The organism is Actinomadura formosensis, from assembly GCF_050948385.1.
Classification (GTDB): Bacteria; Actinomycetota; Actinomycetes; order Streptosporangiales; family Streptosporangiaceae; genus Spirillospora; species Spirillospora formosensis.
The window spans coordinates 517,206-538,765 of sequence record NZ_CP192011.1; the positions used below are offsets into that span (position 1 = coordinate 517,206).

A 21,560-nucleotide genomic window follows, 5' to 3' on the forward strand; every position below is an offset into this window, starting at 1 on the left:
CTCCCTAACCGTCCACGATCGAGCCCCGCACCACCGTTCATGAACATCAGCCGGCTTCGCCGCCGTGCCAAGAGCAGGTGCCACGCCCTGAGGATGTAGACCAACTGCCGTCCGCACACAACGTTCCCCCACCCGGCGGGATGACCGGACTTACCGAGGGGATGACGGGGACGGTAGGCGAGTTGGAACGCATGTTCCGTTCAAGCTGCCGTTGCTGTTCGGCCAGACGCTCCAGCATCTGGCCGATGGCCTCTTCTTCGGGATCCGGAGACATGCAGGTCTCGTTGCGCAGTAGCAACGACCCAGGGTCGTCGCCCGGCCCACAGTTGATGACCTTCGGCGCAACTCGTGCAGGGAACGGCGCGGGCGTCGTTGACCAGATATTCGACGTGACTGCGGGCGAGGGGCTTCTGCCCAGCTCGGGCTCCGAATGACTGGACCACCCGAGCAGGTATCCTGCGCCCATAGCAACCGCGATAATACTCACCGTATACGCCGCTAAGCGGTGACGATCTGGCCCCTCACGTTCGGGGTGGGCTGGGGCCGCGTACTTGACCGACGGTCGGTGCTCATTCAGCTTCCTCAGCGCGCTTCTTCTCGTCCCCGCGTAGACGGCGGGCACGCTCGACGATCTCGCCGGAGAGCTTGCCCTTCACCGAGTTGGCCCGGACGAGGGTCTCGCTACCACGGCTTCTGGCCGCATCGACGCCCTTTGCTCCTGTCTCAAGCGCCTTGTCCCGCACCTCTACGGCCGCCTCCGTCCATCGTCGCGCCTCCGCCGACCGCTCAGCGGACTCGATCCCGAGCCGCCCGTGGAAGTCATTGACGCCAGCCGCGACCTGGTTGCTCGACTGGACGACGACCGGGGACTTGGTCGGGTGCAGCAGCACCTTCGCGTTGGCCGTGCCGGCGGCCGCGTCCATCCGGGCCACCAGGCGCTCGGTGCACCGCGAGATGAGTTCCAGCCGGTCCTGCCGGGCGGCCTTCAATCCGAGGCGATGCCCGTCCAACTCCTCCGGAGACGCATCCAGCACCCGGTCGAGTTCGAGCACGGCGATCGCGTCCTGCAGTTGGAAGGAGCGAGCCAGGACAGCGAGCCATTCCCGAACCGTGGACTCGGCTTCCTTGGCCGTTGCGGCGAGATCCCCGATCTTGGTTTTGCGCTCCATCTTCTCGGCGAGTGCGTCGAGTTGCCGCAATGCGTACGCCTGGGTCTCTGCGATGGTCGTCGGCGCGGTCTGCACCTTCGACCACGTGACCTCGTCGACCCGGCCCCTCTTCTCTCGGATGGTCATGGACTCGTCGATGACGAGGCCCACTCCGATCATGCGGGCCAGCACGGCGTCCTTCTGGGCACGCAGCACGTCGTCGACCTTCTCGTCGATCGTGGCGAGATAGTCGGTGATCTCGTCCATGGTCTGCTGCATCGCGATCTGCGCCATGATCCCCGCAGCACCGGCGAGCATCGCCGGGTTGGTCAGAAGCGATCCGGGCGTCTTCGCGAACTCAACAAACCCCCTGATCTGGCCCTTGTTCCCCTTCACCACACCTGTGCTGAGACCCGACTTCGAGCTCTCCCTCAGCCCGTACTTCTGGATGGCCTGCGCCGACTCCTTTGTCAGTTGCACCCAGCGGCCGGAGTTGGCGGCGATCTCCGAACCTGCCTGCGCGGCCACCGAGCCGGTAGCGGCGGCGGACTTGAGTCGTTGCAGTCCCAGATCTTTCGATGGCAGTCCCTCCGAGACGAGAAAGCGTTCGACATCCGTCACATCCCCGATGACCGCCAGCCCATCACCGTCACTGATCAGCTGAATCTTGTTGTCCATCGCTCGCTCCTGAAGTGGCTTCTCGCCGTTGAAGGGGAGGGTTGCGCGGCGATCGCCGGGCACGGGTGACTCACGGGCGGAAGCGTAACCCTGTACCGGGAGGTCAACGGGCACTCCGCCGCAGTTGTCCGATAGAAGCCACGCTCTTTTCCAGTTCCTACGCGGCAGCATCCGCCGGCGGTGAAAGGTCGCCGGCCCCACGGTCTACTGCTTGAGCAGCCACTCGCCGGACTGGGTGGCGAAGCCGCTGTCGAGGGTGAACTGGAACTCGGTGAGCTTGGCCTTCTTCGGGACGGAGAACACCAGGTAGCCCTTGCGGGTGCTGCCGGGGGCCAGCTTGACGTCACTGCCGATGGACGGGCCGAGGGCGACGTCGCCGAGGTAGCTCTCGTACTGCTGGTCCTGGGCGTCGACGACCTTCGCACCGTTGCCCGGCGAGTCGTCGTAGGCGATGGTGCCGACGTTCTTCAGGCGGATCTGGACGGCGGCGAAGCGCTGTCCGGGCTCGGGCTGGTTGAACTCGTCCTTGCCCTCGGCCTTCTGTGCGACCTTCACGACGGTCACCGCGACCTTCATCCCCTCGTCGTTCCCCTTGAGCGTGATGGTGTCGCCGACCTTGGCCTGAACCTCCTGCGTCTTCTGCGCCTCGGCGGGCTTCTCGTCCGGGCTGCTGGTCACCTCGGCCGGCGCGCATGCCGTAAGGCCGAGCGTGAGGACGGCCGGCAGGAGGAGGTGCGTCTTCTTCATCGTCTGCTCCAGGAGTGAGTGCCTGCTCGGGGAGCCGCAGCGCCTCCGGTGTGGGCTGGGCGCCTGCGGCAGCAAGGACGCTAGAAGGCGGCGGAAGAGATCTGAACCTCGTTCTCCGATAACCCCCCTTACCGGGTAAATAGTGTGATTGAAAACGGAGGGCGACTTACGTTCTGGGTGTGCGGCCCGCTGGTTCCGCGAGCCACATGAGCCGCACTGTTCACTCCCACCGCCGACGCGACGCTCTGTCGATCAGTCGGCCACTTCCCAGGAGGTATCAACCCATGGATGTCTTGATGTCCGCTGTCCTGTGTCTCGTGTCCGGAGCCATCTTCGGCATCATCGGCTACCTGCTCGCGCACAGCCGCGCCGGCACCGAGCGGAGCCGGGTCAATGCCGACCGCATGGTCGCCGAAGAGCAGCGTGACCACGCCCGCGCTCAGGTCGAAGAGCTCCGCTCCGAACGGGACGAGGCGCGCAGGAGCGCGGACGAGACCAAGGCGTCGCTGATCGACCTGTCCACGAGGTCCAGCGAGAAGGCCGATCTCGCAGCGCGGGTCGAGAGCGAGTTGAAGGCGACGCAGGAGAAGCTCCAGGCCGCGGAGAAGAACGCGGCGCTGATGACAACGTCCGCGGAGGAGAGCGTGCGGCAGCTCCGTTCGCTGGAGCAGGACATGCACCGCCAGGCGCAGGTCGAGGCGGAACTCCGGAGCGCGCTCAACGAGCGGAAGCGCGAGTTGGAGGAGTTCAAGCAGGATCTCGCCGTCGCGCGGCAGGAGTGCGATGGGCTTCGGCAGCAGCAGGCCACGGTCGACGCGGCACGCAAGGAGCTGGACCAGCTCCGCAAGGAGACGACCCAGAAGCAGACCGAGCAGTTCGAGGCGCTCGTGACCAAGGCACTGGACGCCTCGCAGGCGAAGCTGGCCTCCACCGCGGACGAGAAGCTGGGAGTCACCGGCCGCGCCGTTACTCAGAAGCTGCAGGAGATCGACCAGCATCTGCGCGAGTTCAGCACCACCCGTTCCAAGACGGAGGGCGAACTCGGCAAGCAGCTGATGATGCTGGCGGATGAGAACGTCAAGAGCCGGGAGCAGACGCGTGCTCTGGCCGACGCACTGCGCAAGCCGCAGGTCCGCGGGCAGTGGGGAGAGCTCCAGCTCAAGCGGACCGTCGAGCTGGCGAACATGAAGGAGCACTGCGACTTCACCATCCAGCACTCGGTGGACGGCGACGACGGGCAACTGCGTCCGGACATGGTCGTCCACCTGGCCGGCGACAAGCGGGTGGTCGTGGACGCAAAGGTCTCTCTGGAGGCATTTCTCAACGCCCAGGAGACGTCCGACGACGCGGCCCGGGAGCGTCACATGGCCGAGCACGCCAAGCAGGTGCGTAAGCACGTCGACTCGCTGGCGAGCAAGGGCTACTACAACAAGGTCGCCGGCAGCCCAGACTTCGTGATCATGTACCTGCCGAACGAGGCGCTGTTGCAGGCCGCGCTCGACAACGACCCCCGGCTGATGGAGTACGCGGCGGAGAAGCGGATCGTCCTGGCGACGCCCACGGTCCTCATCGCGATGCTCCGCACGGTTGCCACCGCGTGGACGCAGGCCGCGCTCCAGGAGAACCTCCGGCAGGTTCACGATCTGGGGCGCGAGCTGCACGAGCGCCTCGTCACGATGGCGACCCATCTGCGCGACCTTGGCAGGTCCTTGGACAACTCCGTCGGCGCGTACAACAAGGTGATCGGTTCTCTGGAGGGTCGGGTCATGGTCACGGCGCGACGCTTCGAGGACCTGAAGGTCGTCGAAGGGCATCTGGAGCCGCTGGCTCCCGTGGACGCCTCCGCACGTCCACTGAAGCGGCCGGAGCTGCTGGAGGCCGCTGCGGCCGAGCCGCCGGTCCGCCCTGTGGTTGACGACGAGGGGCCCGAAGGGACTTCCGAAACTGCCTGATAAGGGCCGTTATCGGCCAAGTCGATGGCTCGGCTCATTCCGTTGCTCTACTGTCGATCCCACGCGGGAGAGGAGGTGCTGACGATGAAGTTTGCCCGTGGCGAAGCGCTCCTGATGTCGATGACGGAGATCGCCGAGCTGGCGGACGTGCAAAGGCCGGTCGTCAGCACCTGGCGCCGCCGCCACCCGGACTTCCCGCAGCCGGCGACGGAAGAACGCGGGCAGCAGCTCTTCGACGCCGCGCGCATCGTCGACTGGCTGGTCGAGACGGGGCGGGCCGAGCGGGGAGAGGTCGAAGGGGACCTGCGGGTCCACACGCTCGCCCGGCTCGGCACCCAGTTGCCGGCCCGCACACTGATCCCGGCACTGACCGCGTTGGTCTGCCTGCGTCATCTGTCTGATGATGAGCCGCTCGATGACGAGATGCCGGGCCTGATAGCGCGCCTGCGCGAGCATGCGGACGAGGCCGACCCGGAAGACGAACTGCTGGCCTCGGAGATCCGCGGGCTGCGCGCGTCCTGGCTGCCGACCGCGGTGGACGAGCTGGTGGAGGCTGCCTGGAGCACTCAGGGCGCTTTCGAACGGATCATGCAGGTCCGCGATCGCCTCGGCGCGGCCGAAATGTCGTCCAGTCGGCTGGACCCGTTGCTGGAGTCCCTGGTCGCGGGCTTGGCCGATGCCCGCACCCGCGCCGACCGCGACGGCGGCGTACGGCTCGCCGACCCGTACGCCGGGGTCGGTGACCTTCTGATCGCGGTCACCGGCACCCTCCGCGACGACCAGGTCCTGCGCATCACCGCCGGGTGCGCCGACCCGGTGGCGGCTCGGCTTACGCGCCGGCGCCTGGCCGTCCGCGACGTTTCCGAGGTCGAGTACCGGGTCCACACCGACCTGGACGGTTGCCTGGACGAGGCCACGATCGTCGTCACGCAGTTGCCTTACCGTCCGGCCGAGGAACGCTCTGCCCTACTGTCGCTGAACGCGCTGAACGACCTGCTGATGTCGCTGACCCATGGCGCGACCGCGATCGTGGTCGCGCCGGCCGACACCACCGCCGCGCTCGACCCGACCAGCGACGCCGGTGTCCTGCGCGGGGAACTGCTGGCTTCGGGCTCGGTCAAGGCCGTCATCCGACTCCCCGGCGGGCTCGTCCCCTACCGGCCCGGATACGAGATCGCGTTGTGGGTGCTCACCGCCGACTATGCGCTGGGGGAACGCGGCAAGGTGCTGCTGGCCGACGTGTCCGATCGGTCCCTCACGCCCGCGCTGGTCGACGCGCTCGTCACCGACGTGCTGGCCTGGCGTGACGAGCGGTTCGACCCCGACGCCCACCGCCGTGTCCACACCGTCGCCACCCCGGTCAGCGCGTTGATTGCCTCGCCGCGTCCTCTGGTTCCCCGCTATCTGCCATCCCAGGACGATCTGCGCTGGGACGTGCCCGAACGCGTTGCCCGCGCGCTGGAGCTGGAACGCATGGTGTGGGAGGCCCGTCCGGACACGGCCCGTCTCAACACCGACCTGTCGGCCGTCCCGATGCCGCGGCCGCCGCGCACCGCGACCATTGCCGAGCTCGCTGGCAGAGGCCGTCAGAAAGAGTTGTCACTGCGCAAGGGCACCCGCCTGCCGACCGGTCTCGTGCGGTCTGCCTCCAGCACGGTGAACGCGACGAACTCTTACCCGGTATTCGGCCCTGCGGAAGTCCTCAGCGAAAGCGAACCGGGCAGCCGCCGCGTCGACCGCATCGAGTTCGAGAGGTCCTGCCCCGGCGCTCGGCACAGCAAGCCCGGCGACGTCATCATCACCACAGCGCCGCGTCCAGCCGCCGCCGTCGACCACGACGGCCACTCGGTGGTGGAGTTCCCGGCCCGCATCCTGCGCATCGAAGAGGAAGGCGGCAAGCACTTCACCCCGCGCGTACTGGCCGCCCTGCTGGACCGCGCGGGCCGAGCCGACGGTGCAATCCGCCCGGCGCAGCGCCTGCAGGAACTGGCCCTGCCACTACTGTCGCCCCCGGAGCTGAAGCGGCTGGATCACCTGCTGGCCGAGCTGGACGACCGCCGGGACCGCGCCCGCCGTGAGATCGCCGCCCTGGACGAGTTGCGCCGCATCGCTGCCACCGGCCTCGCCGACGGAACCCTGACCCTCGCCGACCCCATCGTCTGACGCGACAACCCGAATAGAGGAGATAGATGCCGCCCCGCAAGAAGACCCCCGCCGGACAGGCCGAACTGCCCGGCGTGTCCACGATGGCGGAGCTGAAGGCGATCCTGTGGAAGTCCGCGGACAAGCTCCGCGGCTCGATGGACGCCGCCCAGTACAAGGACTTCGTCCTCGGCCTGGTCTTCCTGAAGTACATCTCGGACGCCTTCGCTGAACGTCGCGCCCAGATCCGTGCCGAGCTCATCGCCGACGGCGTACCGGAGTCGCGGCAAGGGCCGTTCCTGGACGACAAGGACGAGTACGAGGGGGAGGGCGTCTTCTGGGTTCCCGAGGGGGCCCGCTGGCCTGACCTGGCGGCGCAGGCCAAGTCCGGTGCAATCGGTGAGTTGATCGACGGGGCGATGGACGCGGTCATGAAGACCAACCGGTCCCTGGCCGGTGTCCTGCCCCGCATCTACAACCAGAACAACGTCGACCAGCGCCGCCTCAGCGAACTCGTCGACCTGCTCAGCGACGCCCGCTTCACCGGCCACGACGGCAAGTCCGCCCGCGACGTGCTCGGGGAGGTTTACGAATACTTCCTGGAGAAGTTCGCCCGCGCCGAAGGCAAGCGCGGCGGCGAGTTCTACACCCCCGCAAGCGTCGTCAAGGTCCTGGTAGAGATCCTGGAGCCCTACAAGGGACGGGTGTACGACCCATGCTGCGGCTCGGGCGGCATGTTCGTCCAGGCCGAGAAGTTCGTCCTCAGCCACCGGGGGCGCCGCGACGACATCGCCGTTTACGGCCAGGAGGCCAACGAGCGCACCTGGCGACTGGCCAAGATGAACCTGGCCATCCACGGCATCGGCGGCGACCTGTCCACCAAGTGGGCCGACACCTTCTTCGAGGACCGCCACCCCGACCTCAAGGCCGACTACATCCTGGCCAACCCGCCGTTCAACATGTCGGACTGGTACCGCCGGACCGACGACCCCCGCTGGCGCTTCGGCACCCCACCCGCTGGCAACGCCAACTTCGCCTGGATGCAGCACATCGTCTCCAAGCTCGGCACCCGCGGCAGCGCCGGCGTCGTCATGGCCAACGGATCGATGTCGTCCAAGCAGTCTGGCGAAGGCGACATCCGCAAAGCCCTCGTGGAGAACGACCTCGTCGCCTGCATGGTCGCCCTACCCTCGCAACTGTTCCGCACCACGCAGATCCCGGCCTGCCTGTGGTTCTTCACCAAGGACAAATCCGCCCACGCCGGCCACAGCGACCGCCAAGGCCAGACGCTGTTCATCGACGCCCGCAACATGGGCACGATGGTCGACCGCACCGAACGCGTCTTCACTGACGACGACATCGCGAAAATCGCCAACGCCTACCACGCTTGGCGCGGCACCCCTAGCGCCCGCGAGGCGCTCCTGACGTACGAGGACGAGCTCGGCTTCAGCTACTCGGCCACCGCCGACGAAATCCGCGCGGCCGACCACATCCTCACCCCCGGCCGCTACGTCGACGCCCCCGAAGCCGAAGAGGACGACGAGCCCATCGCCGACAAGATCGACCGCCTCACCAAGGATCTCTTCACGCACTTCGAAGAGTCCACCCGCCTCGAACAGACCATCCGGAAGCAACTGGAGAACCTCGATGTCTGAGTGGGAGTTCGTAGCGTACGAGTCTCTGGCCGCTCCCGAAAAATCGTCCTTTTCGATGGGACCCTTTGGCTCCAAGCTCACACAAAGGGATTATAGGGATTCAGGAATTCCGCTGACGCGTGGCATAAATCTTGCCAAAGGCATATTTCATGATGGCGACTTTGTCTACATCTCTTCCGAAAAGGCGGACGAAGTAGCGTCTGCCAATGTTCGTTCGGGTGACCTAATATTCACCCACCGGGGGACCATTGGACAGGTTTCGATGATCCCGCGCAATGCAAGGTTCACAAGGTATGTCATCTGTTCTAGCCAGGTTAAGACGCGCCTCGACGAATCAAAGGTGGTTCCCGAGTTCTACTACTACTGGTTTCGGTCGCCGAGAGGACAGCGCTCCATACTGGAGAACTCATCCACTGTCGGTGTACCAGGAATTGCAACTCCACTTACTTCAATCCGAAATCTGAAAGTTCCACATCCGTCACTCGGCACCCAAAAGGCCGTTGCGGAAATGCTGGGTGCGCTCGACGACAAGATCGCCGTCAACGACCGCATCGCTCGTACATCGAGAGAACTCGGCCAAGCCCTGTTCGCGGGATGTCTGGAGGCGGACACGCTTCAGATGGTTGAACTTGCAAGAGTCACTGCGGTGATCACTCGCGGCATCACCCCGAAATACTCAGACAATGACGATGCGGTCGTCGTCGTCAATCAGAAGTGTGTACGCAACGGACGAGTGACCCTCGACCCGGCTCGCAAGACGCTCCCCGAAAAAATACGGGAGCCGAAGCTGCTGCGTCGTGATGACGTCTTGGTGAACTCCACCGGCGTGGGCACGCTCGGGCGAGTAGCGCGCTGGACGCTCGACATGCGGGCAACCACAGATTCTCATGTCACTATCGTGCGCTTCGACGCCGCAAAGGTGGATCCGGTGTGCGGCGGGTTCGCCCTTCTAGCGGCACAACCGGACATTGAGGCCCTTGGGGAAGGCAGCACCGGCCAAACGGAATTGAGCAGGAAGCGCTTGGGTGAGTACCAGATAGCACTCCCATCGCCCGAAGCCATGCAAGAACTGCGCCCGAACCTCGATCCGTTGGAGGCACAGGGGGAGGCGGCGATGGAACAGTCGAAGACTCTTGCTGAGCTGAGGGACACGCTGCTGCCGAAGCTCATGTCGGGCCAGATCAGGATCAGGGACGCGGAGAAGGTCGTGGAGGATGCCGTATGAGCGGCTACAGCGAGGCTGACTTCGAGCATGACGTGCTCGGCACGCTCGGCGATCTCGGTTGGGCGTACAAGGACGGCAAGCAGATCGCCGTGGGCTCGGGTGAGCGGGAGTCCTGGGACGAGCTGATCATCCCGAGCCGGCTGCGGGACGCGATCGTGCGGATCAACTCGGGCCTGCCCGCTTCGTCCGTGGATGACGCGGTCACCTTGGTCCTGTCGCCGCAGTCGCAGGACCCGAAGGCGGAGAACCACCGCATTCACGAGTACCTAACCGACGGCATCCGCGGCATCAGCTACGTCGACGAGTACGGAGCGGAACAGCACCCGACCGTCCACCTGATCGACCGGAACGACCCGTACCGCAACGACTTTATGGCGGCCAACCAGGTGATGGTCGTCAAGGGCGAGGAGCGGCGCCGCTTCGACGTCGTCCTCTACATGAATGGTCTTCCGGTCGCGGTCTTCGAGTTGAAGAAGATGAGCGATGAGCGAGCCACGCCCGAGGCCGCCCACGCGCAGCTCAAGGCCTACGTCAAGGACCTGTGGGAGGCGTTCCGCTGCAACGTGGTGTGCCTGGTCTCAGACGGCGTGACCACCAAGTACGGCACGACGCTCACCCCTTACAACCACTTCGCTCCTTGGAACGTCGACGAGGCGGGCGAGCCGGTGGAGCAGCCGGCGGCCGAGTGGGAGAACGGCGAGCTGAGCCTCACGCTGCACGGGCTGTTCGAGCAGCGGCGGTTCGTGGAGCTGTTGACCGGCTACGTCGCGTTCGCTCAGTCGGACGAGGGGCTGCAGAAGCTGATCGCCAAGCCGCACCAGTACTTCGCGGTGTCCAAGGCGGTGGGCAAGACGATCGAGGCCGTGCGTAGCAACGGCAAGGCCGGCGTGGTATGGCACACGCAGGGTTCCGGAAAGTCGTTCGAGATGGAGCTTTACTCCAACCAGGTGCTCAAGCATCCGGCGCTCGGCAACCCCACCATCGTTGTGATCACCGACCGCAACGACCTGGACGACCAGCTCTTCGACGGCTTCAACGCCAGTGAGCTGCTGCCGGAGAAACCCGCCCGTGTTGACAGCCGGCACGACCTGCGCACGGAGTTGTCCAACCGGCGTACCGGCGGCATCTACTTCACAACGCTGCAGAAGTTCAGCAAGACGACCGAGGAGAAGAACGCCGGGCGGCCGCACCCGCTGCTCTCGGACCGCCGCAACATCATCGTGATCGTCGACGAGGCCCACCGCAGCCACTACGACAACCTCGACGGCTACGCCCGGCACCTGCGCGACGCGCTTCCCTACGCGACGATGATCGCCTTCACCGGCACGCCTGTCTCCGAGATCGACCGCAACACCCAGGACGTGTTCGGCGGCTACATCGACATCTACGACCTCACCCGGGCTGTCAGGGACGGTGCCACGGTGCCCGTCTACTACGAGAACCGCCTGATCCAGCTTGAACTGCCCGAGGACGTTGATCCCGAGAAGCTGGATGAGGAGGCCGACAAGGCCACCGAGGGCCTGGACGACACCGAGCGCAAGCGGGTCGAGCACGCCACCGCCACGCTCAACGCCGTCTACGGCGCGCCCGCGCGGCTGGAGAAGCTGGCCGCGAGCATCGTCGAGCACTGGGAGGCGCGGTCGGAGGCGATGCGGCCGTTCATCGACGCCCCCGGCAAGGCGATGATCGTGTGCAGCACGCGGGAGATATGTGCCGATCTGTACGAGCAAATTATCACCCTAAAGCCGGACTGGCACTCGGACGACGTCAACGCGGGCAAGATCAAGGTCGTCTACAGCTCGTCCACGAGCGATCCCGACAAGCTCCGCAAGCACCGGCTGCGCCCCCGCGAGCACAAGGCCGTTCAGCGGCGCATGAAGGATGTCGACGACGAGCTTGAGCTGATCATCGTCAAGGACATGCTGATCACCGGTTTCGACGCGCCCCCGCTGCACACCCTCTACCTGGACCGCTCAATGCGCGGCGCGCAGCTCATGCAGACCCTGGCCCGCGTGAACCGCACATTCCGCAACAAGCAGGACGGCCTCATGGTCGGCTACGCGCCGCTTCACGAGAAGCTGATCGCCGCGCTGGCCGAATACACCACCGACGACCAGCACACCAAGCCGATGGGCCGCGACCTCGACGAAGCGATCACCAAGGTCCGCGACCTCCTCGACGGCATCGGAGAGCTACTCAGAGACCACCCCTGGCGCCAAACCCTGCAGGCCAGGACGTCCACCGTCCACCGCGACGCCGTCCGCGGAACCGCCGACTACATCTGGAACCCGCAGCACCCGCTCAACCTCCCCGACGCGTCAGACCCCGACAAGGAGACGCTCAAGGAGAAGTTCCTGCGCTGCGCCGGACGCCTCGCCCGCCTTTACGCCGTGTGCGCGACCAGCGGCGACCTGAACGACGTCCGCGACGACATCGCGTTCTTCCGCGACGTGCGCGTGGTCGTCGTCAAGCTCGACGCCGCCCGCCGCCAGGCCGAGGGCCGCCCCGTCCCCGCCGAAGTCGAGCTGTACCTCAAGCAGCTCACCGCCAGCGCAATCGAGGCCGGGGACGTCATCGATCTCTTCAAGGAAGCCGGCCTGGACCAACCAGACCTGTCCCACCTGGACGAGAACTACATCAAGAAGATGCAGGCCGCCAAGCACCCCGCCATCGCGATCGAGGCGCTGCGCCGGCTCGTCCAGCAGGAGATGCGCAAGGTCACCAAGCACAACATCGTGCGCCAGCAGAGCTTCTCTGACCGCCTCTTGGAGCTCATGCGCAAGTACACCAACCAGAACCTCACGGCAGCCGAGATCATCGCCGGACTCGTCGCGATGGCCAAGGAGGTCGCCGCCGACGCCAACCGAGGCCAGACGTTCAACCCTGCGCTCAGCAACGACGAACTCGCCTTCTACGACGCGGTCGCCGCCAAGGACACCGTCCGCGCCCTGATGGGCGACGACCAGCTGGCCGCCATCGCTCGCGACCTGGTCAAGGCCGTCCGCCGCAACCTGTCCACCGATTGGACCGCCCGCGACGACGTCCAGGCCAAGCTCCGCTCCATCATCAAGCGCCTCCTGGCCAAGCACGGCTACCCGCCCGAAGACCAGCCCGACGCCATCCAGAAGGTCATCGAACAACTCGAAACCTTCGCCGACGAATGGTCCCCCGCCGCCGACCGCTGACCAGGACTGACGCCGTCGCTCTGGTGCGGTTAGGTGGTATCTGTACACCGAGCCAGCACGTCTGACGGACCAGACGGCAAATGACGTCAGGTGATCCGGTCGAGTATTTCGGTGGCAGATAAATCGAAAGGATGGGAACAGTGCAGCCGCTCGACACACGATTGGTGCAGACAGCGGTCCTCGGTGCTCCGCACTCGCAAGACCCGGTGATCATGCCCATGACTCGCTTCGAGGCGCTGCGCTTCCTTGACGCACACCCTGGAGCGCTCTTCTGGTGCGGTACTTGGCTGGGCGGCTGCGGCAGCAAGCTCCAGACGCGGGTCGGCATGGAGCGAATCCCACATTTCGCTCACTGGCCGACCCGCGGCGGCCCCCGCATTGTCTGCCACCGTCTCCACAATGGCCGCCGGAGCGCCGACCATCTGTTCGTGAGCCGTGACCTCCGCACTTGGGCGCGGCGTCACGATCGCAAACCAGCCACACCCATCCTCGATGGTGACTTCCAGACCGGCGGTACCTGCACCTGCCTGCGGATCCCAGTACAGGGTGGTAGAAGCAGCAGCAACGGACTTATCACCGTTGTCTTCAAAGGGTTCAATCTATGGGACTGGCGTCAACGCGAGGATGCCTGGTCTGCGGAGACATCCTGGTTTAACTGGGTGTTCGGCCCCGGTGTGGCCTCCCCGCAGATGCTCTTGGACCGCGATGGGTATGCTTTCCATTTGCGGTTGGACTCGACGGACGGCATCAGCAATCTCGAGATCGGGACCCGGCCCCGCAAGGGCGGCATTGAGTGGGCGGAGCTCGACGCGTGCACGATCGAAGAGCACGGACTTTCCACTCCCCTAGCGGCCGAGATACGCACAGAGATGCGCCGCAAACGCACTGTTATCCCCATCGCGACACCGCAGCCCCCGACGGGAGTACAGGTCGCACCGGGCAAGACAGTCCCGCTGTCCACGTTCCGCCGAGCCCTCCTCCGTGTCGGCCGGGAGCGCGCCATGGCTGGAGAAATGGAACGCGCTGGATTGTGCGCACGACTCGGACGGGAGACAGACCACGAATCTCCCCGCCTGCCTTCCTGGTTGTGGCCCGAGGTACGTCGAGTCCTCAACGTCCCAGCCCCCGCCGTGCCGGCTCCTCCCCGAGAGCGGCAGCGCAGTGGCCGGCTCCCGAGCGGAACGATCGAATACTCCGCCGCCTCGTCGCTCGTCCAACTCGACGACGTGCTCGACGCCATCCCACTCAGCGAACAACTGATCGATTTTTTCGCAGAGACAGGCTGCTCGGTCTATGACGACGTTGACAAAATGCGGTGGCTGAGGCTGGCGACCGCCCACACCAGCTTCCTATACGAATATGGCCTCTCGGACGTTGTTAGTCAGTTGGTCCTTCGCGGGCTAGAGGAGCTTGCGAAACGGCACGTCCGGGCCGCAGTACTCGACCTCTATGTGAAGGACCATCAGCCTAAGAAGGTAGGCCAGCAGAGCACAGCCCTTAACGTGAATATTCGACGAGCTTGGGATGCCCTAGTAGCCCTCCCAATCTTCGAGGACGCGATTCATCTCGGCAAGGGCGAGGCTGCAGTGGCTCAGGAACGACGTTCCAAATCCTCTGTCGTGGTAGTTCACCAACTTGTTGGCGTGGCGGCCTTGCTCGGCGGCCACCAGACCGTCCGTCGGTTGGTCGATCGTGCACTCGCCAGTGCGCCATCGGCGTCGACCACCCCAGAGCCAGCGATCGACTGGCGGACCATGCTACAAAGCAACGTGAGGGATGGAGAACTCACCTGGGAATTTGAGCGTACCGGCCCCGATCACAACCTGACTTTCACAGCGAAGATCAATGATGCTCGGGGCCGCAGCGCTGAAGGCTCCGGCCCTTCGAAGAAGACTGCAACCCGCGAAGCTTCGGCCGCGTTCATCCGTCGCTGGATACCACATGTACTGGCCGATGATGCTACACGTGGCGATACTCCCGTTCGCGGTCGGCCAGAAACCCCTCGGGTCTATGAGCACGCTCCCCGCTCTCACCATAAGGTGATCGCTGACCTGATGGCAATGTTCGAGCTCCCTCAGCGAGCTGCTCCTTACCTTGCGCAGGCGTTGACGCATAGCTCGTGGGTCTACGAGAACCAACAGGAGGCCAAGCACGCACATCAGAGGGATAACAGCCTGCTGGCTCACCACGGTGCCGTCGTCGCCGATCTGCTCATGGCGCACTACCAGGTTCAGACTGCCCTCAGCAGCACGGCCAAACCGGAACCTGGATCACTGACCACGCTCACTCCGGAAGAGAGAACCTGGCGAGATCTGTTCGCAGCGATGCAACTCAGCGCTGGCCTGATGCTCGGTTCCGGACAGCGCTCGACCCCGGAGCCAGCATATGCGAACGCCATGCAGGCTGTACTGGCGGTGGCATGGCGAACGCACGGCCCGCGACTGCTCACCAGGCGACCAGCCATCCTGAACGAGTGGATCCGATCGAACGGCCCCATCCAAGACACGGCCACCCGACTTCAACGTACTTGCGCAATTTTCGGCATTCAACTTGAGTTTGACTTCAAAAGACGAGGAGAACTCCACCGCTCAGAATACGCTGCAACAGTTAGGCTCTGCGATGGAGATACGCAGATCACCGTGGCCGGGAACTGGGTTCTTGGCAGCAAGACCCTCGCCAAGAAACGCTGCGCCGAGCAGGTACTCAATGTATTGGGAGAGATCACGCACTCCGAGGAATGGAACCTCTCCAGCGAGGGTTACCGAGCCGCAGCTTTCCTTCTTCGAGCCCAGTTGAAGAACGCTACACAACCGGATCAGCGCGATCTAGCATGGTGCTGCCTACAGGGACACCTGGGAACGTCGTACGTGCTAGTCGGCGACCACGAGGCCTATGACGCATGGTCCAGGCAGGTCGACAAACTGATCGGTGATCGCCCGACTGAGTCCGACCCGCGGCTTGTCGACTTCTATCTTCGCTGCTTGGAGGCCGTCCGATGATCGAGATCCAGCCTGTGGCAGCCGTCCTCGAACACGTGCTGGCCCACTTGGACTACAACCAGCGCAGTCCATAGGCGGACACGCACTGAGCAGTACCAGCAGATGCGTTATAGATGGTACACGTGAGGTTGTAACTTCAGGTGTGGAAAGGCCTTGCAGGTAGATGGTGAAGTCGGCTTTACCTGATGCGTCCTGGATAGGCCTCGGCGAGTTCGTTGAGTGCTTCGCGCCATCCGGCGGCGCGTTGTCCTTCGACGAGGCGTGCGGGTGAGAAGGCGTGCTTGTCGCCGTTGTGGCGTTTGGCGGCGCGTTCGCGGGCGCGTTTGTCCTCGATGTTGATGATGGCCAGCCACAGTAGCTTGACCACGGCGTCGTCGGTGGGGAAGTGCCCGCGGGCCTTGGTGACCTTGCGCAGCTGGTAGTTCAGCGACTCGATCCCGTTGGTGGTGTAAAGCAGCCGGCGGACCGGGCGGGTGAAGGCGAAGAAGGGCGTGAACCGCTCCCAGGCGTTCTCGAAGACCTTCACCGCCTGGGGATACTTCTTGCCGAGGTCGGTGCCGGCGAACTCGGCCAGGGCGTCCAGCGCGGCGTCGGCGTCCACGGCGGTGTAGACCTTCTTGAGCTCCTTGGCCACCGCGCCGGCGTCCTTGCGGGCGACCGGCCGCAGCGCGTTCCTGATCAAGTGGACTTGTAAGGAAACAACACGGTGCTTCTCGGTTTCCGGTTCGATGAGTCGGTATGGCCATCTCGGGCGAGGTTCGCGATCAGCTTGCGGCGCGGTTCGCGGTGTTGCTGCCGCACTTGAACGAGCGTCAGCGGCGGTTGGCGTTGGCGACCGAGGCCCGGCTGCTGGGGCATGGAGGTGTTCGGCTGGTCGCGCGGGTGGCCGGGGTCAGCGAGACCACTGTCCGCAAGGGCGTGTTCGAGCTCGAATCCGGGGTTGATCCGCTGCCCGAGGGGCGTGTGCGGCGGGCGGGCGGGGGCCGGTTGCGGGCCGAGGCCGTCGATCCGCGTCTTCTGCCGGCGCTGATGGCGCTGGTCGAGCCGGACGAGCGCGGAGATCCCGAATCGCCGCTGCGGTGGACGACGAAGTCGCTGCGGCATCTGGCCGCCGAACTCACGCGCCAGGGCCATCGGGTGGCCGCGCCGACGGTGGGCCGGTTGCTGAAGCAGAACGGGTTCAGCCTGCAGGGCACCGCCAAGGTTCTGGAAGGCGATCAGCATCCTGACAGGGACGCCCAGTTCCGCTATATCAACGCGCAGGTCAAAGACCATCAGGCGGCGGGCGAGCCGGTGGTCAGCGTGGACGCCAAGAAGAAGGAGCAGCTCGGGCTGCTGCCCATGAACGGACGAGAATGGCAACCACGCGGCCGGCTGGTGCAGGTCGAGGACCACAGCTTCTGGGCCGGCCCGAACGTCGAGACCGTGATCCCCTACGGGATCTACGACATGGCCTCCAACACCGGCTGGGTGAACGTCGGGGTCGACCACGACACCGCGGCGTTCGCGGTCGCCTCGATCCGCCGCTGGTGGCAGGCACGCGGACGCTTGGACTACCCGCAGGCGTCCCGCCTGCTGATCACCGCGGACGCAGGCGGGTCCAACAGCTACCGCTACCGGCTCTGGAAGGCCGAGCTGGCCGCGTTCGCCGCCGAGGCCGGGTTGACGGTCACGGTCTGCCATTTCCCGCCGGGCACCTCGAAATGGAACAAGATCGAGCACCGGCTGTTCTCCCACATCACCATGAACTGGCGCGGACGGCCGTTGACCAGCCATCAGGTCGTCCTGAACACGATCGCGGCGACCACCACCTCGACCGGCCTGAAGGTCGAAGCCGTCCTGGACCCGGGCTCCTACCCGACCGGGATCGCGGTCAGCCGCGATCAGCTCCAAGCCCTGCCGATCACCGCGCATACCCAACACCGAGCCTGGAACTACAGCATCGCCCCGATCGGCGCCGCCGTCGCCCCACCGCGCGCAGACCAGCGAGCCGCGGCCCGCGCTCAAACCCTCGCGATGCTCGCCGACCCCCGCTTGACCGGCATCAGCAGCGACGAACTCGACGCGCTGCGCTCACGGCTCGCCCCGGCCCAGCAGGCCCGGGCCGAGCAGCACCGCTACGTACTGCGCGGCGGCCGACGCGTCGCCACCACCGGCCGCAGCCGAGCCCTGCTCTCAAACTCCGACGAGGTCCTGATCGCCGTCATCTACCTGCGGCAGCTCTGCCCACAGAAGGTTCTGTGCGACCTGCTCGGCATCAACCCGGTCACAATCGGCCAGGCGATCAAAGCCACCCGCCAACTCCTGGACGAGGAGAAGATCAACATCACCCCGACCGTCGTCCGCTACTTCACCCGAGCCGACGACCTACGCGCCTGGATGACCGGCTCCGACCCTGCCGCGCACGTCCCGGCGCACCCGACCCGCCACGCCTTGACCGACCCACGTCTGACCGGCATGAGCCGCGACGCGTTGGACACCCTGCTGGAGAAACTGATCGTGCCCTACGCCGCCGCGATCGAACAGCGCCGCCACCGCCAACGCGGCGGAACCCGACGCCCCGGCACCCGCGGCGGAGTCTTCCGTCAGAAGATCACCGACGGCGACCGGATCCTCGCCACCATCCTCTACCAACGCCAAATCTGCACCCTCGACACCCTCGCCGAACTGTTCGACATCAGCCGCAGCACCCTCTGGAACGCGATCAAAGACGTCCTGCCCGTCCTCGACGGCCACCACCTCGCCATCACCCCCGCCGATCACCGCTACGCCTCGGCCGCCGACCTCCTCGCCTCCACCGACACACCCCCCGAGCATCCCGGCCCCGGAAAACCAGCATGTTGATTCTTGGCGGCCACAGTGGACGACGCATGTTTGCACCACCGTGGCGGGGAACGCGGTGTTGACGGCGTCCTCGAACCCCTTGATCCTCACAGTCGCAGCAGGCGATGAGGATGTCGCGGACGCCGCGGTTGCGCAGGTCGGTGGTCACCGAGGTCCAGAACCGGGCGCTCTCGGCGGCGGTGGCGGTGTCGGCGGGGGTGCGGGCGAGCCAGATGCCCAGCACGTGCTTGTGCCCGTCGGTGTCGATGCCGACCGCGATGTAGGCGGGCTTGTTCTGCACGACGTGGTTGTCGCGCACCTTGACCACGATCGCATCCAGGAACACCACGGCGTAGACGGGGTCGAGCGGGCGGGTCTGCCAGGCTTTGACCTCGTCCATCACCTGGTCGGTGATGCGGGAGACCTGCTCGTGCGACAGCTCGGTGCCGTACACCTGCTTGAGGTGGTGCAGGATGTCGCGGACGCTCATGCCGTGCGCGTAGAGGCTGATGATCATGTCGTCGAGGCCGCCGGCGATGCGCCCGGCCCGCTTGGGCACCAGCACCGGCTCGAACGTCCCGGCCCGGTCGCGGGGCACCGACAGCCGGACGGGGCCGACCCCGGTCTGCACCGTCTTGCCCTTGCCCCGCCCGTTGCGGGAGTTGCCCGAGTTGTTCCCGGCCTGGTCGTGCTTGTCATAGCCCAGGTGCGCGGTCAGCTCGGCCTCCAAGGCCCGCTCCAGCACGGCCTTGACCAGCTGCCCGAGCATCGAGCCCTCACCGGTCAGCCGCAACTGCCCCGCCTCGTCCTTGGAGCGTTCGGCCAGCAGGTCCAGCACCTCATCGCTCAGCAGCTCCCGGATCGGCACATCCCGGCCCCCGGCCGGCATCGGCACCATCCCGGCCGCACCGGCCCCGGCCTGGGCGACACTCCCGTTTCCTTCGATCACGGTCATGGCTTCGAATCCCCCCGAATTCGATGGATGATCTTCCTGTCGATCATCTACCCACCAAGATCAATTTCCACGCTTGGAGAGATACCCCCGTGGAAGCACGGCCAGCTCTACACACTGCCCGCCGGTCTCGTCGCTGTGGCTGGACTTGCGCCATGTCGTCATTGGCGTCCCCTCAGAGGTTGAGCTTGTCCTGTTTGGCGCGGTGGATGAGTGCGGTGAAGGCGTGGGGTGTGAGGGTGAGGTGGCCGGTGTCGGGGGCTTTGCTGTCTCTGATGGCGATGGCGTGGGGGAGTGCGGCCACTTCGACGCAGTTGCCGTAGTCGTCCGATCGCGAGGATTTGCGCCATTCTGTGATCATGAGAGCGAGTCCAGTGTCTTGGCGATAAAGGTGCGGGATGCCTCGATGGACAACGAGGACATGCCGATCTGGTCATACCTTAACGCCTGTTCCTGGATATCGGCCGGGTCGAGTGACATGTGAGCCGTGGTTCCGTAGTTGGCGAAGCCAAGATCACCTGTGGGTGTCTGCAGCACTGTGAACCCGCCTCCGATGCTGCCGTAGCCGATGAGGCGGTCAGAGGTCACTCGCAGGTATACGTTCGGCTGCTCGGAAACTTCGAGAAGGTAGCCGAGTTGGTCGCGCATCACGTCCACGTCCCCGAAGATGCGCAGGATGGCCGCTGTGTCCAGGATGGCCATGAGCTTGCAGGGGTCTTGGTGAGTGAGGATCTCCTGACGGGCCAGACGCTCCGCCACTGCCTCCTTTGCGTCCATCCTGCGGCTGGCCGTGAAGACGGCGTGTGCGTAGTCCTCTCGCTGGAGGAGCCCGGGGATCAGTGAGGGTTCGTAGGTCTTGATGAGGGTCGAACGCCGCTCGTATTCCTTGAACGTCTCCCACCAGTCGAGGTCTCGGGCGTTCTTAGCGTGTTTGACCAGATTCTCGAAGAGGCCCCGCATGTCCCATTCGCGGTCCAAGACCCGAGCGCGCGCTATGGGGAGCTGGACGTCGCCCGATTCATAGCGTGCGACAGTCGAGCGATCGCAGTTGAGTATGACGGCCAGGGCTGCCCCGGAGATCCGCCGCATCTGACGCTGTCTGCGCAGCTCAACGGCGATGAGATGCCAGAGGGAGAAGTCGGGGCGCAGTGCGTCCGCGCGGCTCATTCGCATTCCTCCGTTGTTGCATCTGCTTCACGAACCTTCCGAAATTAACTCGGCGCGGCCACGCTTGTCCGGAGAACGTAAAGAAAGAAGGGCGGGAGAAAGGTGGTGAAAGTCGTGGAGTCGGGCGAGTTGGACATTTCTTGTTTGGCGAGCGGGACGGTGCCGGGGTTGGTTCGGACGCTGGTGGAACTCCGGCTCGGGGAATGGGGGCTCGGAAAGGTCGCGGGCGATGTTCTGCTGATCGCGGGGGAACTGGTTGCCAATGCGGTGCGGGCCACGCCGGATCGGGAGATCCGGGTCCGGTTCGCGCGGGAGGTCGGCACCGTCCTGCTGGCGGTGTGGGACTCGTCCGCGGCGATGCCGGTCGTCCGGCCGGTCGTGGAGCTGGCGCTCGACGACATCGTGCCGGACGCGCGGGCGCTGGACGACGGGCACGACGCCGGGACGGGCGGGTGGGGGCTGCCGCTCGTCCAGACCCTGGCCGCCAAGTGCGGCGTGACCGAGACCTGGCCGGGCAAGTGGGTGTGGGCGAGAGTCGCGTGCTGAGTCGCTATGTCCCGCGGTGGCGGACGTTCTCGGACCGCCGGGTCGCCGTGCGGCATCTGGAGGCGCTGTCGCTCGAAGTCAGGGCGCGGGGATGGCGGTGCATAAAGCTGTACGGGCGCGGGTTCCCGACGCCGCTGCTGTGGGTCTACGCGGGCAGGGTCACCGAGGACGTCGGGATCGGCGTGAGGGTACGGCCCGTCCCCGGCGGGCTGTGGGCCTACTACGAGACCGAGCGGGGACGGGCCGGCTACCTCCGCTCGTGCGGGGACGTCAAGGCGGCTGCGGAGCAGATCGACCTGCTCCTCAAGCACCGCATGTTCCCCTCCACCTGGTAGCCGCGG

The 21,560-nt window shown here is 65.6% G+C and carries 14 protein-coding genes and 2 pseudogenes; 9 read left to right on the top strand and 7 right to left on the bottom strand.

Translation table 11 applies throughout. The annotated features are described in order from the left end of the window. Nucleotides 1-569: 569 nt before the first annotated feature. Both ACQP1N_RS02470 and ACQP1N_RS02475 read right to left on the bottom strand, forming a co-directional pair. Entirely contained in the window at nt 570-1,826 is a 1,257-nt protein-coding gene (locus ACQP1N_RS02470) for a hypothetical protein (protein WP_433228846.1), read from the bottom strand. Nucleotides 1,827-2,030: 204 nt separating this feature from the next. After that, nucleotides 2,031-2,573, bottom strand: a complete 543-nt coding sequence (locus ACQP1N_RS02475) for a DUF4352 domain-containing protein (RefSeq protein ID WP_433228847.1) — start codon at nt 2,571-2,573, stop codon at nt 2,031-2,033. A gap of 317 nt (nt 2,574-2,890) precedes the next feature. Between ACQP1N_RS02475 and rmuC the strand changes: the two genes are divergently transcribed. The 6 genes from rmuC to ACQP1N_RS02505 all read left to right on the top strand — a co-directional run bounded on the left by rmuC (nt 2,891) and on the right by ACQP1N_RS02505 (nt 15,731). Then, nucleotides 2,891-4,525 (top strand): DNA recombination protein RmuC, encoded by a 1,635-nt coding sequence (gene rmuC / locus ACQP1N_RS02480; protein WP_433228849.1) that lies wholly within the window; start codon nt 2,891-2,893, stop codon nt 4,523-4,525. Nucleotides 4,526-4,609: 84 nt separating this feature from the next. Further along, nucleotides 4,610-6,688, top strand: coding sequence for a hypothetical protein (locus tag ACQP1N_RS02485; RefSeq protein WP_433228850.1), 2,079 nt, complete (start codon nt 4,610-4,612; stop codon nt 6,686-6,688). A 26-nt stretch (nt 6,689-6,714) separates the two neighbouring features. Beyond that, nucleotides 6,715-8,322: a type I restriction-modification system subunit M gene (locus ACQP1N_RS02490; protein WP_433228851.1), complete on the top strand. Its 1,608-nt coding sequence runs from the start codon at nt 6,715-6,717 to the stop codon at nt 8,320-8,322. Further along, nucleotides 8,315-9,547, top strand: a complete 1,233-nt coding sequence (locus ACQP1N_RS02495) for a restriction endonuclease subunit S (RefSeq protein WP_433228852.1) — start codon at nt 8,315-8,317, stop codon at nt 9,545-9,547. Before ACQP1N_RS02490 ends, ACQP1N_RS02495 begins: the two co-directional genes overlap by 8 nt. Further along, nucleotides 9,544-12,732 (top strand): type I restriction endonuclease subunit R, encoded by a 3,189-nt coding sequence (locus tag ACQP1N_RS02500; protein ID WP_433228853.1) that lies wholly within the window; start codon nt 9,544-9,546, stop codon nt 12,730-12,732. Before ACQP1N_RS02495 ends, ACQP1N_RS02500 begins: the two co-directional genes overlap by 4 nt. Before the next feature lie 218 nt (nt 12,733-12,950). Then, the gene (locus tag ACQP1N_RS02505; protein WP_433228854.1) at nt 12,951-15,731 is read left to right on the top strand and encodes a hypothetical protein; all 2,781 of its coding nucleotides are present in this window, start codon (nt 12,951-12,953) and stop codon (nt 15,729-15,731) included. A 178-nt stretch (nt 15,732-15,909) separates the two neighbouring features. Here ACQP1N_RS02505 and ACQP1N_RS02510 read toward each other — a convergent pair. Then, nucleotides 15,910-16,419: pseudogene (locus ACQP1N_RS02510) on the bottom strand (transposase); the annotation flags it as partial. Nucleotides 16,420-16,469: 50 nt separating this feature from the next. Here ACQP1N_RS02510 and ACQP1N_RS02515 point away from each other — a divergent pair. Then, nucleotides 16,470-18,575, top strand: a complete 2,106-nt coding sequence (locus ACQP1N_RS02515) for an ISAzo13 family transposase (RefSeq protein ID WP_433228856.1) — start codon at nt 16,470-16,472, stop codon at nt 18,573-18,575. 15 nt (nt 18,576-18,590) lie between these two features. On the opposite strand, the pseudogene ACQP1N_RS02520 reads toward ACQP1N_RS02515, so the two are convergent. The 4 genes and pseudogenes from ACQP1N_RS02520 to ACQP1N_RS02535 all read right to left on the bottom strand — a co-directional run. After that, nucleotides 18,591-19,509: pseudogene (locus ACQP1N_RS02520) on the bottom strand (IS256 family transposase); the annotation flags it as partial. Nucleotides 19,510-19,569: 60 nt separating this feature from the next. Further along, nucleotides 19,570-19,671, bottom strand: coding sequence for a DUF397 domain-containing protein (locus ACQP1N_RS02525; protein WP_433228857.1), 102 nt, complete (start codon nt 19,669-19,671; stop codon nt 19,570-19,572). Nucleotides 19,672-19,681: 10 nt separating this feature from the next. Then, nucleotides 19,682-19,867 carry a DUF397 domain-containing protein gene (locus tag ACQP1N_RS02530; RefSeq protein ID WP_433228859.1) on the bottom strand — a complete coding sequence of 62 codons (186 nt, stop codon included), beginning with the start codon at nt 19,865-19,867 and terminating at the stop codon, nt 19,682-19,684. After that, entirely contained in the window at nt 19,864-20,673 is an 810-nt protein-coding gene (locus ACQP1N_RS02535; RefSeq protein ID WP_433228861.1) for a helix-turn-helix domain-containing protein, read from the bottom strand. Before ACQP1N_RS02535 ends, ACQP1N_RS02530 begins: the two co-directional genes overlap by 4 nt. Before the next feature lie 105 nt (nt 20,674-20,778). Between ACQP1N_RS02535 and ACQP1N_RS02540 the strand changes: the two genes are divergently transcribed. Both ACQP1N_RS02540 and ACQP1N_RS02545 read left to right on the top strand, forming a co-directional pair. Next, nucleotides 20,779-21,219, top strand: a complete 441-nt coding sequence (locus ACQP1N_RS02540; protein WP_433228862.1) for an ATP-binding protein — start codon at nt 20,779-20,781, stop codon at nt 21,217-21,219. After that, nucleotides 21,213-21,554: a hypothetical protein gene (locus ACQP1N_RS02545; protein ID WP_433228864.1), complete on the top strand. Its 342-nt coding sequence runs from the start codon at nt 21,213-21,215 to the stop codon at nt 21,552-21,554. The genes ACQP1N_RS02540 and ACQP1N_RS02545 overlap by 7 nt, the downstream gene beginning before the upstream one ends. The last annotated feature ends 6 nt before the right edge of the window (nt 21,555-21,560 follow it).

Coding starts and splice junctions, on each gene's coding strand:
- ACQP1N_RS02535 (WP_433228861.1), bottom strand. CDS start 20,673: ATGAGCCGCGCGGACGCACTGCGCCCCGACTTCTCCCTCTGGCATCTC.
- ACQP1N_RS02470 (WP_433228846.1), bottom strand. CDS start 1,826: ATGGACAACAAGATTCAGCTGATCAGTGACGGTGATGGGCTGGCGGTC.
- ACQP1N_RS02490 (WP_433228851.1), top strand. CDS start 6,715: ATGCCGCCCCGCAAGAAGACCCCCGCCGGACAGGCCGAACTGCCCGGC.
- ACQP1N_RS02530 (WP_433228859.1), bottom strand. CDS start 19,867: ATGATCACAGAATGGCGCAAATCCTCGCGATCGGACGACTACGGCAAC.
- ACQP1N_RS02515 (WP_433228856.1), top strand. CDS start 16,470: ATGGCCATCTCGGGCGAGGTTCGCGATCAGCTTGCGGCGCGGTTCGCG.
- ACQP1N_RS02485 (WP_433228850.1), top strand. CDS start 4,610: ATGAAGTTTGCCCGTGGCGAAGCGCTCCTGATGTCGATGACGGAGATC.
- ACQP1N_RS02505 (WP_433228854.1), top strand. CDS start 12,951: ATGACTCGCTTCGAGGCGCTGCGCTTCCTTGACGCACACCCTGGAGCG.
- ACQP1N_RS02495 (WP_433228852.1), top strand. CDS start 8,315: ATGTCTGAGTGGGAGTTCGTAGCGTACGAGTCTCTGGCCGCTCCCGAA.
- ACQP1N_RS02500 (WP_433228853.1), top strand. CDS start 9,544: ATGAGCGGCTACAGCGAGGCTGACTTCGAGCATGACGTGCTCGGCACG.
- ACQP1N_RS02475 (WP_433228847.1), bottom strand. CDS start 2,573: ATGAAGAAGACGCACCTCCTCCTGCCGGCCGTCCTCACGCTCGGCCTT.
- ACQP1N_RS02525 (WP_433228857.1), bottom strand. CDS start 19,671: ATGACGACATGGCGCAAGTCCAGCCACAGCGACGAGACCGGCGGGCAG.